Source organism: Streptomyces sp. NPDC088400, from assembly GCF_044753355.1.
Lineage (GTDB): Bacteria > Actinomycetota > Actinomycetes > Streptomycetales > Streptomycetaceae > Streptomyces.
In genome coordinates this window covers 1,099,125-1,114,440 of sequence record NZ_JBIVMZ010000001.1, presented here as the reverse complement: position 1 = coordinate 1,114,440, position 15,316 = coordinate 1,099,125, and the positions used below count along the sequence as shown (strand labels likewise).

Annotated in this window: 13 protein-coding genes and 1 pseudogene; 4 read left to right on the top strand and 10 right to left on the bottom strand. The window is 68.5% G+C overall.

The genetic code is table 11. The features are described 5' to 3' along the window. Together ACIQD6_RS04995 and ACIQD6_RS04990 are read left to right on the top strand one after the other, a co-directional pair. The coding region (locus ACIQD6_RS04995; protein ID WP_401877982.1) for a tetratricopeptide repeat protein at positions 1-1,515 on the top strand (1,515 nt) is incomplete at its 5' end. A gap of 210 nt (positions 1,516-1,725) precedes the next feature. After that, on the top strand, positions 1,726-2,142 hold the full coding sequence (locus ACIQD6_RS04990) for a hypothetical protein (RefSeq protein WP_401877980.1): 417 nt from the start codon (positions 1,726-1,728) through the stop codon (positions 2,140-2,142). 1,222 nt (positions 2,143-3,364) lie between these two features. Here the strand turns inward: ACIQD6_RS04990 and ACIQD6_RS04985 are convergent. Further along, positions 3,365-3,736 carry a DUF6302 family protein gene (locus tag ACIQD6_RS04985; protein WP_401878171.1) on the bottom strand — a complete coding sequence of 124 codons (372 nt, stop codon included), beginning with the start codon at positions 3,734-3,736 and terminating at the stop codon, positions 3,365-3,367. A gap of 820 nt (positions 3,737-4,556) precedes the next feature. After that, on the bottom strand, positions 4,557-4,961 hold the full coding sequence (locus tag ACIQD6_RS04980; protein WP_401878169.1) for an ATP-binding protein: 405 nt from the start codon (positions 4,959-4,961) through the stop codon (positions 4,557-4,559). A gap of 948 nt (positions 4,962-5,909) precedes the next feature. On the opposite strand from ACIQD6_RS04980, the gene ACIQD6_RS04975 reads away from it, so the two are divergent. Together ACIQD6_RS04975 and ACIQD6_RS04970 are read left to right on the top strand one after the other, a co-directional pair. Beyond that, positions 5,910-6,752 carry a hypothetical protein gene (locus ACIQD6_RS04975; protein ID WP_401877978.1) on the top strand — a complete coding sequence of 281 codons (843 nt, stop codon included), beginning with the start codon at positions 5,910-5,912 and terminating at the stop codon, positions 6,750-6,752. After that, entirely contained in the window at positions 6,740-7,294 is a 555-nt protein-coding gene (locus tag ACIQD6_RS04970) for a GNAT family N-acetyltransferase (protein ID WP_401877976.1), read from the top strand. The genes ACIQD6_RS04975 and ACIQD6_RS04970 overlap by 13 nt, the downstream gene beginning before the upstream one ends. A gap of 139 nt (positions 7,295-7,433) precedes the next feature. On the opposite strand, the pseudogene ACIQD6_RS04965 reads toward ACIQD6_RS04970, so the two are convergent. The 8 genes and pseudogenes from ACIQD6_RS04965 to ACIQD6_RS04930 all read right to left on the bottom strand — a co-directional run. After that, positions 7,434-8,579: pseudogene (locus ACIQD6_RS04965) on the bottom strand (pyridoxal phosphate-dependent aminotransferase); the annotation flags it as partial. A gap of 156 nt (positions 8,580-8,735) precedes the next feature. Next, positions 8,736-9,710, bottom strand: coding sequence for a lytic polysaccharide monooxygenase (locus tag ACIQD6_RS04960; protein WP_401877974.1), 975 nt, complete (start codon positions 9,708-9,710; stop codon positions 8,736-8,738). A gap of 193 nt (positions 9,711-9,903) precedes the next feature. Further along, the gene (locus ACIQD6_RS04955; RefSeq protein ID WP_401877972.1) at positions 9,904-10,857 is read right to left on the bottom strand and encodes a CopD family protein; all 954 of its coding nucleotides are present in this window, start codon (positions 10,855-10,857) and stop codon (positions 9,904-9,906) included. Positions 10,858-10,982: 125 nt separating this feature from the next. Further along, positions 10,983-11,198 carry an EF-hand domain-containing protein gene (locus ACIQD6_RS04950; protein WP_401877970.1) on the bottom strand — a complete coding sequence of 72 codons (216 nt, stop codon included), beginning with the start codon at positions 11,196-11,198 and terminating at the stop codon, positions 10,983-10,985. Positions 11,199-11,453: 255 nt separating this feature from the next. After that, the gene (locus ACIQD6_RS04945; RefSeq protein ID WP_401877968.1) at positions 11,454-12,119 is read right to left on the bottom strand and encodes an ADP-ribosyltransferase; all 666 of its coding nucleotides are present in this window, start codon (positions 12,117-12,119) and stop codon (positions 11,454-11,456) included. A gap of 170 nt (positions 12,120-12,289) precedes the next feature. Continuing rightward, positions 12,290-13,495 carry a hypothetical protein gene (locus ACIQD6_RS04940; protein WP_401878167.1) on the bottom strand — a complete coding sequence of 402 codons (1,206 nt, stop codon included), beginning with the start codon at positions 13,493-13,495 and terminating at the stop codon, positions 12,290-12,292. 146 nt (positions 13,496-13,641) lie between these two features. After that, positions 13,642-14,490: a polysaccharide deacetylase family protein gene (locus ACIQD6_RS04935; protein ID WP_401877967.1), complete on the bottom strand. Its 849-nt coding sequence runs from the start codon at positions 14,488-14,490 to the stop codon at positions 13,642-13,644. Positions 14,491-14,698: 208 nt separating this feature from the next. Further along, entirely contained in the window at positions 14,699-15,211 is a 513-nt protein-coding gene (locus tag ACIQD6_RS04930) for an ATP-binding protein (protein WP_401877965.1), read from the bottom strand. Positions 15,212-15,316 lie beyond the last annotated feature (105 nt).

The window sequence follows — 15,316 nt, the reverse complement described above, 5'->3', positions numbered from 1 at the left end:
ACTCCGCGTTCGTCAACGCCCCTCGTCCAGTCACATGACCGAGCCTGGACCCGCACACCAAGCCCTGTCACCAGATCCGAGAAACAGAACCTAGCGGCGGTCTACCTCGCTTCAGGCGACCTGTCCCGCGCCATTCCCATGTACTCCGCCGTCTTCGCACAGTGGCAGCAGGCGTTCGGCGACAGCGAATCCGAAACCATCACCAGCCGGAACAACCTTGCCTACGCCTATCTGACCGCCGGACGCCCTGACCAGGCAGCGCAGCACCTCAAGACGGCCCTGGCCCAGTGCGAGGAGGTGTACGGCGAGGCGCACCCAGAGACCATTGCCGTCCGAGCGAACCTCGGCTGCGCCTACCGGGACGCTGGAGACTCCACCCGTTCGCTTCCATTGCTGGAGACCGCGGCCGCGCAGAGCGCCCACCTCCTCGGCGATGCCCATCCCCAGACCCTGACCACCAGGAATGGGCTGGCGCGGGCATACCAGGCCGCCGGCCAGGATGGACGGGCGATCGCCCAGTACGACACCATCCTCAAGCACCGTGCCGCGCTACTCGGCGAGACCCACCCCCATACCCTCGCCACCCGAAGCGGCCTCGCGAATGCACACCTCGCGGCTGGCGACCCAGATCGCGCCGTCCCGCTGTTCGAAACCGTCGTCGCCCAGTGCGCGCAAGTCTTCGGCCCGTCCCACCCGGACACCCTGTCCAACTACATCGGCTTGGCCGACGCACTTCGCCAGACGGACAATCCGGCACGGGCGGTGTCCCTCTCGGAGTCAACGCTGGAGCGGTGCGTCCGTTCGCTCGGCGAGGACCACCCGCACACCATCGTGTGTCGGAACAACCTGGCCCTCGCACACCTCACAGTCGGCGACGCCCCGCGCGCCGTCCAGCTCCTCGAAGCCGCCGTGCGCAACGCCAGCCTCATCTTTGGCGACACGCACCCGCAGACGGTCACCAGCCGGACGAACCTGGCCGCCGCTCACCTGGAGTCCGACAACGCGGCACAGGCAGTCACCGTCCTGGAGGACGTCCGCGCCCAGTTGGAGGCCGAACTCGGCCGCGCGCACCCGCAAACACTTCACTCCACCGCCATGCTGGCCCGTGCGCTTGGCGGGTCCGGCGGCCTCCCCCCGGCGACCGAACTGCTGGAATACAGCGTTGCGCTCGCCGAGAAGGAACTCGGCGTCACCCACCCGGACACAGTCAAGCAACGGCAGTACCTGGCTGAGATCTACCGGGCCAACGACCAACCCGACTTGGCTGTGCCGCTGTACGAAGCCAACCTCGCCCATTGGCAGCAGACCCTTGGCGACCATCCCAATGTCCTGAACGCCCAACTCACCCTGGCGGACACCCACCAGGAAGCCGGCGCACACCAAAAAGCGATCGCCGTCTATCGCGTTGCCCTCGACCGGATCGAGCCCACCCTGAGACCGGAGAACCCGCTCGTCACTCAGATCCGTGCAAGGATCGACGCAGCCGAGCACGCCACTTCGCGGTCTGACCGTTAGTACTCCATTGAAGTTCTCCGCTTCCCTGGTCAGCGGCCTGGCAGTCAGGAGCGTAGCCAGGCCGCGCCAGGGCAGGAAGGTGTTCGCTAAGCTCGTGTGGAGTGAGGCCGGTCGACGATCTGTGAATGCAGAATTGCCGTGTGCGCGCTGGCTGGGCGGCTTAGTCTGATGCCGTGGTATCAGTCAATGACAGGAATTCAGGGGTGGGTTGTGGGAGCGGAGATCGTGCAGTTTTTGGAGCAGGCAGGGCCGTATCTAAGCGCAGCCCTGGGTGCCTATGGTGCGGGGGTACTGGCCCGGGCTGAGGACGCTGCGGTGGGAGCAACGGCGAACGCAGGGCGCAGTATTTTGCACGCGGTCTGGCGGCGCCGGAGCCCGGCCGGACGCCAGGAGCTGGAGGCGGCGGTGCGTGAGGCGGCCGAGGAGCCGGAGGACACCGATGCTGCAGCCGCGCTGCGTCAGCAGATCAAGCGGACTCTAAGGGAGAATCCACAATTGCTTGCCGAACTGGCCGCCCAACTTCCCGCAGTCGGCGCAGTGACGATCACCGCGTCCGGTGAACGGTCTATCGCCGCACAGACGATCGGCACGGCCGTCACCGGAGACAACACCACGATCCGCCCGTGACCCCGCCTCGGCTATAAAGTTCTTGCCACCAGTCTTCGAACTGTGCGCGATACCGTCGACCCTGGTCTGATCCACCCCGCACACCAGGAAATGTCGGCCGCTGAACCGACCGACGCCAGCCGGAACCTGATGCGCCTCCCAACTTCCCTCAGACTCCTCACACCCTCGCAGCGCGCTCTTTCGTTTCCGCCTCGCGTAGCAGCTCGTGGATCGGCTGACCTCCCTGTTGTCCGAGTACCGAACCTTGGCTCTTTGATCCGACTGCTGCACAGCCACAACTCGTCAACGACGGCCCTGACCTGCGGCCGTCTCTTCGATCAAAGTCTTGACCTGCTGCTGAACTGTCGGCGGTGTCGATGTCGATCATCGTTGAGCGCCCTTCCACTACTCGGGAGGGCGCTCGTGCATGAGCACCGCATAACGAGAGCGGGCTCGCCGAAGCCATCGCGTGGCGCCCGATCGTCAATTACCCAATCCCGCAAGCTTTTCACGCAACACGCGATACGTTGTAATCAGCTCTCGACAAAAAGTCCCCACAAAGTCCCTGACGTGATTCAAGACAAGCCTGGGCACGCCAAAACTGCAGGTCAGTCCCATGATCAACAGCCGTCCACATGTCGGTCAAGTACAAGGAGACCGCTCGGGGCGGGCTCGCGGTGAACATCATCGAGTGCTGAGAAAACCGGTTCTGAGCAGGGGTTTCGAACCTTTCAGCTGCGTCATGGATCCTCCCGCTCGCACGGCGAATCGTTCCTGCCGAGTCCCTGTGGAGCTCCGTGCGTTCAGCCCAGGTGACCGCGGTGCGCCGGGCCCGCTCTGTGGGAATCAGCCACGAGAGCGGGGAGGAATTAGCCTGCCAGCAACCGTCCACGAGGAGTTGCGGGCCCATAAATTTGACGGCCAACGTGAGAGGTGTGTTTAACTGACTGCGAGACCAGTCATCATGCAGGCTCATCCGACGAGTTGAGCATTCACACCCTCGGGTGTGGGTATGGCTGGTCTCTCTTTCTTGTAGGTACTGCGGCTTCGTGCCATATTCTCGGCCCGCAATGTCTTCTGGATGGCATTTCTGACATCCCGTGAGACAACGCAGGTCGAATCGCGGGCCAAAGGGCCCCGTGATGCGGCAGCATGACGTCTTCCGCTAACCCACGGCGGCCCAGCGGAAGAGGGGGCGGCACTCCAAACTCGGTTCAGGGGGCTTGTCCTTGGAACACGCGGTCTAGGCGGAGACGGCACCACGGCGGTTGTGGGCACTGATCAGAGCTGACAGCACGAGCACGTCGGGAGCGGCAGAGAGTTCCGCCCGGAACCGGTCGATTGCCTCGGTCCGGTAGCCGTAGAACCTGCCCCGGATCACGTCATCTTCCGTACAGGGGACGCGTGCTCCCCACTCGACGGCATGGCAGACGTCGATGTCCTGAGCCCACCGGACGCGAACGTTGGAGAAGCCGGGCCGACTGGTGAGGGCCCTGCGCACAGCGAGAGCGCTTGTGATCCGCCCGAAGGGCATGAAGCCGCCGAGACGACGACCACCGGTCGGGACGGCCAGAGAGGCGAAGCCGTCGACGTGGACCGCTACGGCCACGTGAATCAGGGTCGGGGATCTTCCAACCGGTCCCGTAACGCGTGACCGCCACGAGAGTGCGACGACGAAGTACGTCGCACCGCCCGCACGAGCACGGGGTGGTCGCGACGAATGATCTGCCAGGCCGCCCAGCCGGCGCGAACGTCAGTTCGAGCACGGAAGCCGAAGTCTCCGATACTCAGTGACAGGTACTGGAACGGGCGATCGTCATCCGGATTCAACGTATTCGGGTCCATCAGGATGCTCCTCAAGAAGCGGTGCCCTCGACGGGCGTCGATCCGGTCACCCGGCGTCAGTGCGGTCGAGTCACGTTGAACCAGAAGCGGTCGGCGTGCCGCCCCTACCACGCGGGTGCTGCGTCCTCCCGGGCCTGGTACTCACGGACCCGGCTCTCAAGACGGAAGACACACGGTTCACAGGCAAGGAGAGGAGCGGAGCCCCGGCCGGTTTGCACCGGCCCGAGCCACATCACCGGCAGACCCGTGCCGTCACACAACCAGCACTCTCCGATGACCAGTCTCCGCTTCACGCGGCACCTCCTTCCTTGGTGTTGTTGATGGCGTCGGCCGCCCTCGCTCGGGGGCGGTGGGACGGCGACCGGAGTACCGGTCACCCCGGCCGGCGGTGGTACCGGTGAAGCACATGCGCGCGGTCGGCCATCGACCGTGGTAGGGCTCAGGTCTGGGAAACGCTGTAGACCAGCGCTTCCAGGAGTGCTGCGAGCACGATGACGTACACCACCTGTTCCGTCCGCTGATTCACCGCGTCCCCTCCCGTACCGGAGGAAGTTGCCGGCCGTTGCTCCTGGAGACGCTGGAGAGAACTGTCATGAAGCGGCCTCCAGCTCCGCCCACACGCGCTTACCCCACGGCAGAGGGTCCGCGCCCCACTTCGAGGACAGCGCCTCGACCATCGCGAGGCCTCGGCCCGCTACTTCGTCCGGGCCGGCCTCTCGGAGCCTCGGCTGCGCGCGGGACTTGTCGACCACCGCGATGTGGACGCAGTACTCGTCCAGCCGGGTAACCGTGACTCGGATCGAGTCCCCCCGGGCATGGTCCGCCGCGTTGGCGACCAGTTCCGTGACGATGAGCTTCGCGTCGTCGGTGAGCGCGTCGAGGTTCCAGACTGCCAGTGCGAGAGTCACCAGTAGCCGAGCGGCCGTAGCAGCTTCGGGAAGGCGGGGAAGCGTCTCGGTGTACGCCGGGGAGCCGGTCGCGGCCACCTGAGTCATCACGAACGTGCTCCTCCGAACACGGAGACCGCCCGGCATCTCACTCATCGGCGCTCGTTTCCCGGCAGGAACGGGGGACGAGCGCCCAAGACATGGACAGATTCCGCAGGCCACGCGCACGGCATGCACGGGATCAAGTCATCAGCGCGCCATCGGGGGCCGGTGACACCGCCAACGGGGACAGCCAGATCGCCTATCGACATGTCCGTCAATCGCTGCAGCGAGGTACGTCCGGCTGCGTCCGGCGTGCTCTGGGGCATCTGCGTGTGGTCCACGATTTGGGCTCCCCTCGGTGGCTCCCCCACGACATGAGCTAACCCCCGGAGGGACGGGCGTGGCCGGACGTACGGGCGGACGTTTCGCCGGACTTTTCACAGCGACCGGACCTTTTCGCAGCGACCGGCCTTTACTCGCGTCATCAACCGACTACGTTCGGTACACGACCCGGATCACCGGAGGTACGAAGTGGCCCATGCCCTAACGCCCTTCGAACGGGAATGCGCCGCACGCGGGTGGGCATCGCCAGCAGATTTCCTGCGCGCCTTCGAGGCCGCTGCGACCATGCTCGGCGAGCCGATCACCGTGACGGACCGCCAATTCCGGCGCTGGCGCCAGCCGGTACCACCCGCGCCCCGAGCGCGCGCATGGCGCGTACTCCATGCCATGTTCGGAGTCAGCCCCACCGAACTGGGCTTCCCCGGACCGCCACCGGGTGCCACCGTAGGAAACGCAGCACCAGCGTTCCCTGCACAGGAAGGCACCAGCAGCGTGGATCGACGGGCATTTCTCACCGACTCCCTCGGAGCGGCCGCCGCCGGCCTATCGACTCAAGAGCGGAGGCTCACTCCTCCCGGACGCGCCAGCGGTGTCAGCACAACCCACCTCCTCGAACTCCGGGAAGGCCTCCGTTCCCTCTACACGCTCGACGATGCGTACGGCGGAGGCGACGTGCGCTCACTGGCCGTCCGCCATCTGAGCCGAGTCCGCCGCATCATCAACAGCAACTCCTACCCGGACACCATCGGCCGTCAATTACAACTCCTCGCCGGTGAAACGGCCGAACATTGTGCGTGGCTGTACTACGACGCGGACGACCAGGAAAACGCTCGCCGGTACTGGGGCGAGGCTTTGACGACAGCGACCATGCTCAGGGACGACAGCCTCGAAATCCTCGTGCTCGCGTCCCTGAGCATGCAGGCCAGCCACGAGAACCGGCCGCGTGACGGGTACGACCTCGCTCGCGCCGCGCAGGAACGCGCCTCCCGGTACGGCTCCCCTGTCCTCGCGTCCCTCATCGCCGCCCGTGAGGCCCGCGCGCTCTCCCTGATGAGTGACGGCAAGACCGCGAGCAAACGGCTCGCGGAGTCCATGCGCCTGGTCGAGCGCACCGGCCATGGGCGCCCCGCCCCGGAGTGGGCCGCGTTCCACTGCCACGCGGAACTCGACTACGCGCAAGGGCTTTTCTACACCGATCTCGGCCACCACCAAGCGGCCGTTCATTTCGTCCGGGCAGCGCTCGCCCACCAGGACCGCACCTACGGTCGCAACCGCGCCCTGTACCGGCTCACCCTCGCCCGTGGCCTGATCAACGCCGGGGAAGTCGAAGAGGGTTCGACCCATGCCGTAGAAAGCCTGGAGCATCTCGAAGAGGTCGAGTCCGGCCGCGTCATGCGGCGACTGGCCGAGGTGGCGAAGCTGCTGGACGGCGTAGACGCTGCCTGCGCCCGAGGCGCCGCCGAGGAGTTGACGGAGTACGCGCGGTCGAAGGGACAGAGCCGATGCACGAGGTGACGTTCGAGCGGTACGAGGGCCAGGAGGCCGGCGCTCAGCTCGACGCGTTCCTTCCCACGTACGAGGAGGTGTACGTCGAGCCCCCGTACTGCGAAGGCCCCCGCGACGTCGCCGAGTTCATCGACCGCTACCGGCTCCAGGCCAAGCGCCCCCGTATGCGCCTGGTCCTCGCCCGCGAGGGCGACGGGGTGATCGGCTTCACCTTCGGCTACTTCCTGCCGGCTGACACCCGTTGGTGGAGCAACCTCCAGGAGCCGCTGTCCGCCGACTTCACGCGGGAGGACGGCACCCGCACGTACGTGATCATCGAACTCGCGGTGCGGAAGGAATGGCGACGCCGAGGCGTCGCCGCCCACCTGCACGCAACTCTGGTCGAAGGCCTGGACGCCGAACGGGTAACGCTCACGATGCGGACTGAGCCGACCGCTGCCCCGGCTCAGTCCGCCTACGCGGCGTGGGGGTACCGAAAAGTCGGCGTGTCCCATCCGTGGGCGGAAGCGCCCTTCTACGACGTCATGGTCCTCCAACTCCCCACCGGATAGCCCCAGCACCACGCTGGGGCATCAGAGCAGCAGGCCCGACAGACGTCAGCCCCTAGCGGGCCGGTGACAGCGCGGGAAGCGACGTCGAGGCAGCCGCCGCGTGGTCCGGGTGGCGGGCGAGGCCCGTCGGTCCTGTGGGGAGGCAGGCCTGGAGGGCGGTGAGCAGGCGCTGTACGTCTTCGTGCGGCCGCACCACCAGGCGCAGGAACTGGCTGCTGCTGCCCAGCTTGTTGCCGCATTCGCGGATGAAGACGCCGTGCTCGGTGAGCAGGCGGTCGCGCAAGGTGGCGCCGTCGACCCCGTCCGGCAGCTTGACCAGGAGGAAGTTCCCCTGGGAGAGGAAGACGATGAGGTCGGGCAGCGCGGCCAGTGCCTGCGCCATGTTGGCGCGGTCCCGCGCGAGCAGGGCCAGGCTCTGGTGGTACTCCACTCCGTACTCCTTGAGCATGAACACCACGCTCTCGGCGAAGGAGTTGAGATTCCACTTGGGCAGTGCCTTGCGCACGGTCGCGGCGAGTGCGGGGTTGGCCACGAGGTAGCCGAATCTGATGCCGTGCAGGCCGAAGTTCTTGCCGAGGCTCTTCAGCACGATCACATTGGACCGGATCGACGCCTCGTCGGCGACGGACGGGGCGCGCTCGGCGTCGACGAAGTCGATGAACGACTCGTCGACCACCACCAGGTCGAGGTCCGACAGTTCGTCGAGCAGCCACAGCACCTGGTGGCGGCGGAGGTAGCCGCCGTCGGGGTTGTTGGGGTTGCAGATGACCGCCACCCGGGAACCGCGCCGGCGGATGAAGCGGACGTACTCCTGGAGATCGAGGGTGAAGTCCTGGTCCTCGTGCAGCGGGAACATGTCCACGCGCTTGCCGGTCTCCAGAGGCTGGTCCGTCCAGCGTCCGAAGGTGGGGATCGGGATGGCCAGGCTCTCGCGTACGAGCAGATGATCGATCCAGGTGATCAGCTCGGTGGAGCCGTTGCCCATGGCCACGGTCTGCGGGTTGAGGCCGAGCACCGCGCACAGCTCGGCGGTGACGGTGTCGGCGTCGCTCGGGTAGTACTTCAGGATCGATTCCAGGGATCCGCGCATCCGGGCGAACATGTCCGGGGTGGGGAAGTACGGGTTGCACGGTATGCAGAAGTCGACCCGCTGCTGCGCCGGTTGGGCCCTGGCGTAGGGATCGGCCTGGGCCGACGGCTCGGAGTGTTCCGGCGGGGCACCCGGCGACAGGCGGCTCAGCATGGCCCAGGACGGACTGTGCGCGGCACTGCGCAGGAGGCCCATTTCGTGGGGCTGGGACATGACAGAGGTCTCCTTACGGTCGGTGCTTCGGGGAGGTGCGTAGAGGAGGGGATGTGCGTGAGGGGACGGAGGTGCGGGGATACGGGGGTGCGGGGATGCGAGGGTGCCGGGCGTGCCGGTGAGAGCGGTGTACGGCGATCAGCGTGCGCGTCGCCTGCGCGCCACCAGTACGACGATGCCCGCGGCCATCACCGCACCGCCCGCCGCCGCCATCGGCAGGTAATCGGCGGACTCGGACTGCGAACCAGCCGGTACGGGAACGGCCTGAGGAGCGGACGTCGCGGGCGAGGACTGAGCGGCGGGGGCCTGTGGGGCTGCGGACTCCGGGGCGGACGTTTCGGGAGCCGGGGTCTCGGGGACCGGGACCGGGGCCTGTTCCGCGTCGTCGGGCGGGGAGGCCGACTGCGGTACGGAGGGCCGGTCCTGCGGGGTCCGGGCCTGGTCGGCGGTGTCGCTTCCGGGGAAGACGACGTCGGAGCACGAGTAGTACGTGTCCGGGGTGCTGGAGTTGCGCCACACCGTATAGAGCACGTGCCGGCCGGTCCGCCCGTCCGGGAGCGCGCCGGTGATGCGGTACGCACCGTTCTCCAGCTGCGGGTCCCGGGCCGTGATGAACGGCTGCGGGTCCAGATCGTCCCACGTCAGTGCCGTGGCCGGGTCGTACCCCTCACGGGTGAGGTAGAGGCTGAACGTCCCCTCGTGCGGGATCGTGGACTCGTAGGTCAGTGTGAACGCGGCCCCGGCGCGCAGTGTGGTGGCGGGCCAGTCCGTACGGGCGAGATCCAGGCCCTTGTACGCGTCGAGGCCCCCGCTGCACAGTTGCCCGTCCGGAACGACCTGGCGGTCCCGGCCGTTGACGTCGGCGATACGGAGGTTGTCCCACGCGCCGATCGCCTGCCCCCCGTTGGCGGTGACGGCCGCCCGGCAGGCTGCGGACCGGGTGAGCTGCTCCCCCTCCGGGCCACAGGCGGCGACCCGGCTGACGGGGTCCGTCGGTGCGCCGTGCGCGTACGCCGGTCCCGCCGTCAGCGTGATCGACGCCGTCAGCCCGGCGAGCAGGAGTGGCACGGCGGCTGCAAGGGGCGCGGTGGCGGAAATGCGGTGGCTGATCATCCGTGACAGACCTCCTCGGCGGGCCCCGGCGACCTCACGGCCCGGCAGCATGCCGTGTATTACGGCCGTGACTCACGGGGCGTTCAGAGGACGGCCCGCGACCTTCGGCGCGGCGCGCTCGGAAGGCCGGCTCCACGCGGGTGCACCCCTCCACGCCGGTACGAATACGCGCCGGCGGCCCCGCGCGCCGTGACTACCGCGTACTGATCCAGTGCGGGTCCGGGACCACGGTCAGGACCGCCGAGAGCAGAACGACCACCGCCAGTACGGCCAGTTCTCGGCGCGCGGGCGTGGCCGTGTCTCCCCCGTGGCGCAGTTTGCGCCTGGCTGTCAGGGCCAGGCCGCTCACCAGCGCGATCAAAATGAGTTTCGCGATCAGCACGCGGCCGTACGCCGTCGTGAACACGACATCGACGGGGAGTCGGCGCAGGGTGGAGAGCGTCCCCGTGACGGCCAGCGCGGCGAAGAGCCAGCCGGCGATCCTGGCGTAACGGGTCAGTACGTCTCTGGCGGCGGCCGGGTCGTCCCGCCTCAGCCACATCGTGCGCAATATGTACAGCAGGCTGCCGGTCCACAGTGAGGCCGCCGTCAGATGGACGACGGTGAGGCCGGCGCCCAGCAGCGGTGTGTACTGCTCCGGGTGGGCGCGGAGCGCCTCCGCGCCCACGACCACGGCGAGCGGGGCCACCGCCCGTATCGGCCGGCTCGTCGCCGCGCACCAGGCGGCGAGCAGGAACCCGTTGGCCATGACGAGCAGGAGACGACCGTCCACGGTGCCGTACACCGAGGTGATCTTGAGACCGCTGACGAAGGCGAGCAGTCCGATCTGCCCGGCCGAGGCGGTCGCCCCGGCCAGTGCGGCGGCGACCGCCCAACTGCGGGGCACGGGGTCCGTACGGGCGAGCCGGCGGCCGGCCAGTTCGCCCAGATGGAGCGCGAGGGCCGCGAAGACGACCACCCGCAGTGCGGTGGTGACGCCCGCGCCGGGGATCCTCAGCTCCCCGGTGCCACGCGCCGCTATACCCACGCCCAGTAGCGCGACCAGCAGGGCGACCAGGACTCCCCCGGCGACCAGACCCGCCGTTATGACAGGTCTTCGAACGGTGGAACCGCTGGTGCCGTCTTCGGACGGACCCGGAAGTATCACCTTCTGATCATCCCCACCGGGCGCGGGACACGGCAACGTGGCTGTGGCGAACGCGGTAGGGCCGACACGGCGGGTGGGGACCCGGGGGCGTACCGAGTGACCCCGAGTAGCGGAGAAGAGCGGCGTCAGTTCCCGGCGCGGGACGCCAGGAACTCGTCGAAGGTGAGCAGCCCGTCGCCGTTCCCGTCGTGCGAGTTGATCACGGCCTGCGCCACGGTCTCCGTCACATGGAAGTCACCGAGTTGCGCCATCGCGCTCTTGTACTCGGCCGCCGTGATGCGCCCGTCGCCGTCCGCGTCGAACCGCTCGAACGCCTTGCGCGCCTCGTCGATGTCCGCCACTGTTTCCGTCCCTCCGGTGGAGCCGTACTTACGGAGTCAGATTATCCGCTCACGTTCACTCGTACGGCGGCAACCCGGGACCACGACGGATCGCGGGCTTGCGGAGGGGGAAGAGGACGGAGGCATGAGCGGCGGGAACGCCCGCGGTACGCGGGCGTTCCGGAGAGTAAGACCGGTCGGTCCAAGCCACGTCCCGGAGAGCGGGCCTTACGGGGAGCGGGCTTTACGGAGAGTGGGCCGCCGGCCGGTGGGATGTCAGCCGCGCCACGGCTCGTAGTGCGGATTGTCCACGCACTCCGACATGATCTCGGTCTTCTTGTGCTCGTCGACCGGGCAGACACCGACGATGCGCTCCCGCGAGATACCACCGGGGAAGACGATCTCCTCCGCCCCCGCCCGGATCTGCGGGTCCGCGATCGTCTTCTTGACGTCGATGCCGCCCGGGGCGTCGATGTAGTAGTTGAAGCCCTTCTTGGACCACCCCTTGTACAGGTCGTGGTCGTACGACGTGGAGACGAACGGCGAGGGCTGGTCGACCAGGACGTACTTCTTCACGTCGTACTGGCCGCCCAGCGGCGCCTTCGGCTGGAAGCCCTGTTCGAAGACGACCCCCGGCCCCCGGCTGTCGGGACGGTAGAGCTGCTTGCAGTCGGTGCGCCAGGAGGGCGCCGGAGTGATCCGGTCCACCTCGACGCTGTGGTCCGCCGCGGCGAACATCGGGTCGGCCATGGCAGGACACAGTTCGACGGGTTTGACGGGGGCGGGCTTGACGGAGACGAGCCCCACGGGGGCGGGCTTGACGGAGACGGACGAGGCCGAAGGCGGTGCGGGCGCGGCCTCGGTGGCGGCGGCCGGGATCAGTGCGGCGGCGACGCACAGAGCTACAGCCGCGGCCCGTCGCCGCGAGCGAGGAGTGATCATGGGGAGCACCCTCCACGCTGCACGACGACGGGCCGGGGACCGTCACCCGTACAGGGGCGTGTCAGACCGCCGCCCTGCCCTACGAAGCCCTCAGGGCCTTCAGAGATGGCGAGTTGACGCCAAAACGCGGGCCCCGCAAGTCGGCCGCACGTACGACGGTCAGCCGGTCATCAGCGGAACACTCCCGTGTGACCGAGCGAGTAGCGGCCGGGCTGCGGGTAGACCGCGAGTCCGTGCGGGCCGCCGCCGACCGGGATCCGGGCGAGCTCCTTGCCCGTGGCGGTGTCGATCGCGTACACCTCGGAGTCGTAACGCCCTGACAGCCACAGGACCTTGCCGTCCGACGAGACACCGCCCATGTCGGGGCTGCCGCCGTCCGGCAGCCGCCATTTCTTGGCGAGGTGCTTGCCGGCGAAGTCGAAGACGGAGACGGTCCCCTCGCCACGGTTGGAGATGTACATCACCTTGGAGTCGCGGCTGACGTAGAGACCGTGGGTGCCCTTGCCGGTGGCCAGCAGTTTCGGCGTGGTGAACTTCTCGCCGTCCAGCACCCACATGCCGTCGGCCATCATGTCGGCGATGTAGAACGTCTTGCCGTCGGGCGAGATCTTCACGTCCTGCGGCATGGCGCCGTCGAAGGGCAGCTTCTGCTGCGAGAGGACCTTCATCTTCTCCGTGTCGACCTTGAGGAGTTCGCCGGAGAACTCGCAGGAGACGATGAAGTACCGCCCGTCCGCCGAGAAGTCGGCGTGATTCACGCCCGCACAGGTGACCGGAACGGTCTTCATCACCTTCATCGTGTGCGGATCGCGGAACACCAACTCCCGGTCGAGCGAGGCCATCACGATCGCGTACTTGCCGTTGGGCGTGAAGTAGAGGTTGTACGGGTCGTGCACGTCGACCGGTTCGCCGGCCTTGCCCGTGGCGGGGTCGATGGGGGTGAGTGTGTGGCCGCGGTTGTTGTTGACCCAGAGGGTCTTGAGGTCCCAGGAGGGCACGACGTGCTGCGGCTGCCGGCCGACCGGGATGGTGTCGATGACCTTGTACGTCGCGGGGTCGATGACCGAGACCGTGTCCGAGTGGGTGTTGGGGACGTACACCCGGGACGGGAAGCCCTTCACGACGGGCGAGAGCAGGCCGGGCCGGTCGGCGGCGTAGATGTCCTTGGGGTTCCGCACCGGCGGCATGCCCGGCAGCCCGGCGGGCCGGGCGGGTGCGGAGGCGACGGCCCGCGCGGAGGCGACGGCTCTCGCGGCGGCCTTGGTGACGTGTGGTTCGGACTGTTGGGCGTCGGGGCCTCCACAGCCCGCGAGCAGGGCGAGGGCGGCCGTCGCGAGGAGAGCGATGGTCCGCGGGGTGAGCGGCGGAACGGTCATGAACGGAACGGTGGTTCGCGGGACGGTGGTTCGCGCGGTGGCGGTCCGCGCGGCGGGCGGGGCGGTGGTCCGCGCGGCGGGCGGGGCGGTGGTCCGCGCGGCGGGCGGGGCGGTGGTCCGCGCGGGGCGGCGAGGCATCCGGTGCATCAGGTCAGCAACTCCGTGGTCGTCACCGCGCGCAGGCCGCGGCGTTCCAGTGCGTCGAGGAGGGCGGGCAGCGCGGCGACCGTGTCCGCGTACCCGAAGTGCAGGCTCACCACAGAGCCGTTGCGGATCTGTCCGGTGACGGTGCGGGTGACGGCCGCGGCGCCGGGCGAGGTGTAGTCGAGCGAGTCGACGTCGTACGAGAGGACATGCGGATAACCCGCCCGCCGGGCCAGCCGCTGGACGAGCGGGGTGGCGTGCTGGGTGCGGGACGGCCGGAACCAGCTGCCGATGGAGCCGGTGAGGCGGCGCAACCGCTGGGCACAGCCGGTGATCTCCGCGTACGCCTCCGCCTCGTCCATCGTGGAGATGTCGGTGTGATGCAGCGTGTGGTTGCCGAGGTCGTGGCCGCCGTCGAGGATCCGGCGGGCGAGGGAGGGGTGTTCGTCGAGCCAGCCGCCCACGGCGAGGACGGTGATCCGGGCCCCGGCACGCTCGGCCTCGCTCAGGACGGCGGTGGCGGTGGCGGGGTCACCCTGGCCGTGGAAGGTGAGAGCCACACGGGGGTGGTTGCGGGGGCCGTGCGCGATCTCTGCGGGCTGCCCGGGGAAGCGGCGGGGCGGAGGCGCGTCACGGGCCGCGGGCCGCGCGTTTCCCGCGGCGGATCCGGGCGGCGGTAAGGAAGTTGACGCGGACGGTGACGTGGACGGGGCGGTGGACCGGGCATCCGACCCCGACGGCACGGAGGTGGGCCCGGCGCGGCCGCTGTCCGTACAACCGGTGGCGAGGACGCCCGTGACGGCCGCGCCGGCTGCTGCGCGCAGTGCACTGCGACGGTCGATCGGGATCACGCCCCCATTTAAGGGGGGAAGGGGGCGAAAGGTGATGATTGACCCGATGAGGGGTGCTTACGGGTCGTTACCGACGCGGGCACCACCGGACTCAGGGGGCCTGCCGGGGGGCCTGCCAGCGGGACCAGGAAGCCCGTTCACCACACCTAGGAGTCCGCACCCGCCTCAGTTATCCGCTCACCCGCCCCACGGAGCCCGGTCGCCGGGCTCAGGGCGTCTGGCGGTCGGCGACCCTCATCTCGAACCAGGTGGTCTTGCCGCGCGGCAGCAGATCCACCCCCCAGCGGTCGGAGAGCCGGTCCACCAGGAACAGCCCGCGCCCACTGGTGTCCATCTCCTGAACCGGCATCAGACACGGCAGCCCCCGGGAGGGATCCCGCACCTCGATCCTGATCCAGCCGCGTCGCCGCAGCATCCGTAACCCGAAGACCCGCGCGCCGGTGTGCCGTACGGCGTTGCCGACGAGTTCGGAGACGAGCAGCACCGCGTACTCCGCGGTCTGCGGCGAGAGCGCCCACTGACGCAGCACCACACAGTGAGTGATCCGGCGGGCGGCGGAGGCGGACTCCGGGCGGGAGGGCAGCCGCACTTCTCCGTCCGTCGGATTGCCGTACAACTCCAGCGCTCTGAGCGCTTGTTCGTCTTCGACGGACGGTATCCACCGCGCAGCGGCCGCGTTCCCGCGCTGCCGCGGTTGCTCCACACCCTCCAGGCCCGCCATGCCCCCATCATGGCCGCCAGGAGCCTTCCCCGGGGCCGTTCCCGGGTAATCGACCTCACCGGAATGAATCATTCCAGGGGGCGCAATGGCATATGCCCCGGGCAG

Bases quoted from the DNA above. Each gene is read 5' to 3' on its own strand.
- ACIQD6_RS04980 (WP_401878169.1), bottom strand. From the start codon at position 4,961: ATGACTCAGGTGGCCGCGACCGGCTCCCCGGCGTACACCGAGACGCTT.
- ACIQD6_RS04970 (WP_401877976.1), top strand. From the start codon at position 6,740: ATGCACGAGGTGACGTTCGAGCGGTACGAGGGCCAGGAGGCCGGCGCT.
- ACIQD6_RS04960 (WP_401877974.1), bottom strand. From the start codon at position 9,710: ATGATCAGCCACCGCATTTCCGCCACCGCGCCCCTTGCAGCCGCCGTG.
- ACIQD6_RS04945 (WP_401877968.1), bottom strand. From the start codon at position 12,119: ATGATCACTCCTCGCTCGCGGCGACGGGCCGCGGCTGTAGCTCTGTGC.
- ACIQD6_RS04940 (WP_401878167.1), bottom strand. From the start codon at position 13,495: ATGACCGTTCCGCCGCTCACCCCGCGGACCATCGCTCTCCTCGCGACG.
- ACIQD6_RS04930 (WP_401877965.1), bottom strand. From the start codon at position 15,211: ATGGCGGGCCTGGAGGGTGTGGAGCAACCGCGGCAGCGCGGGAACGCG.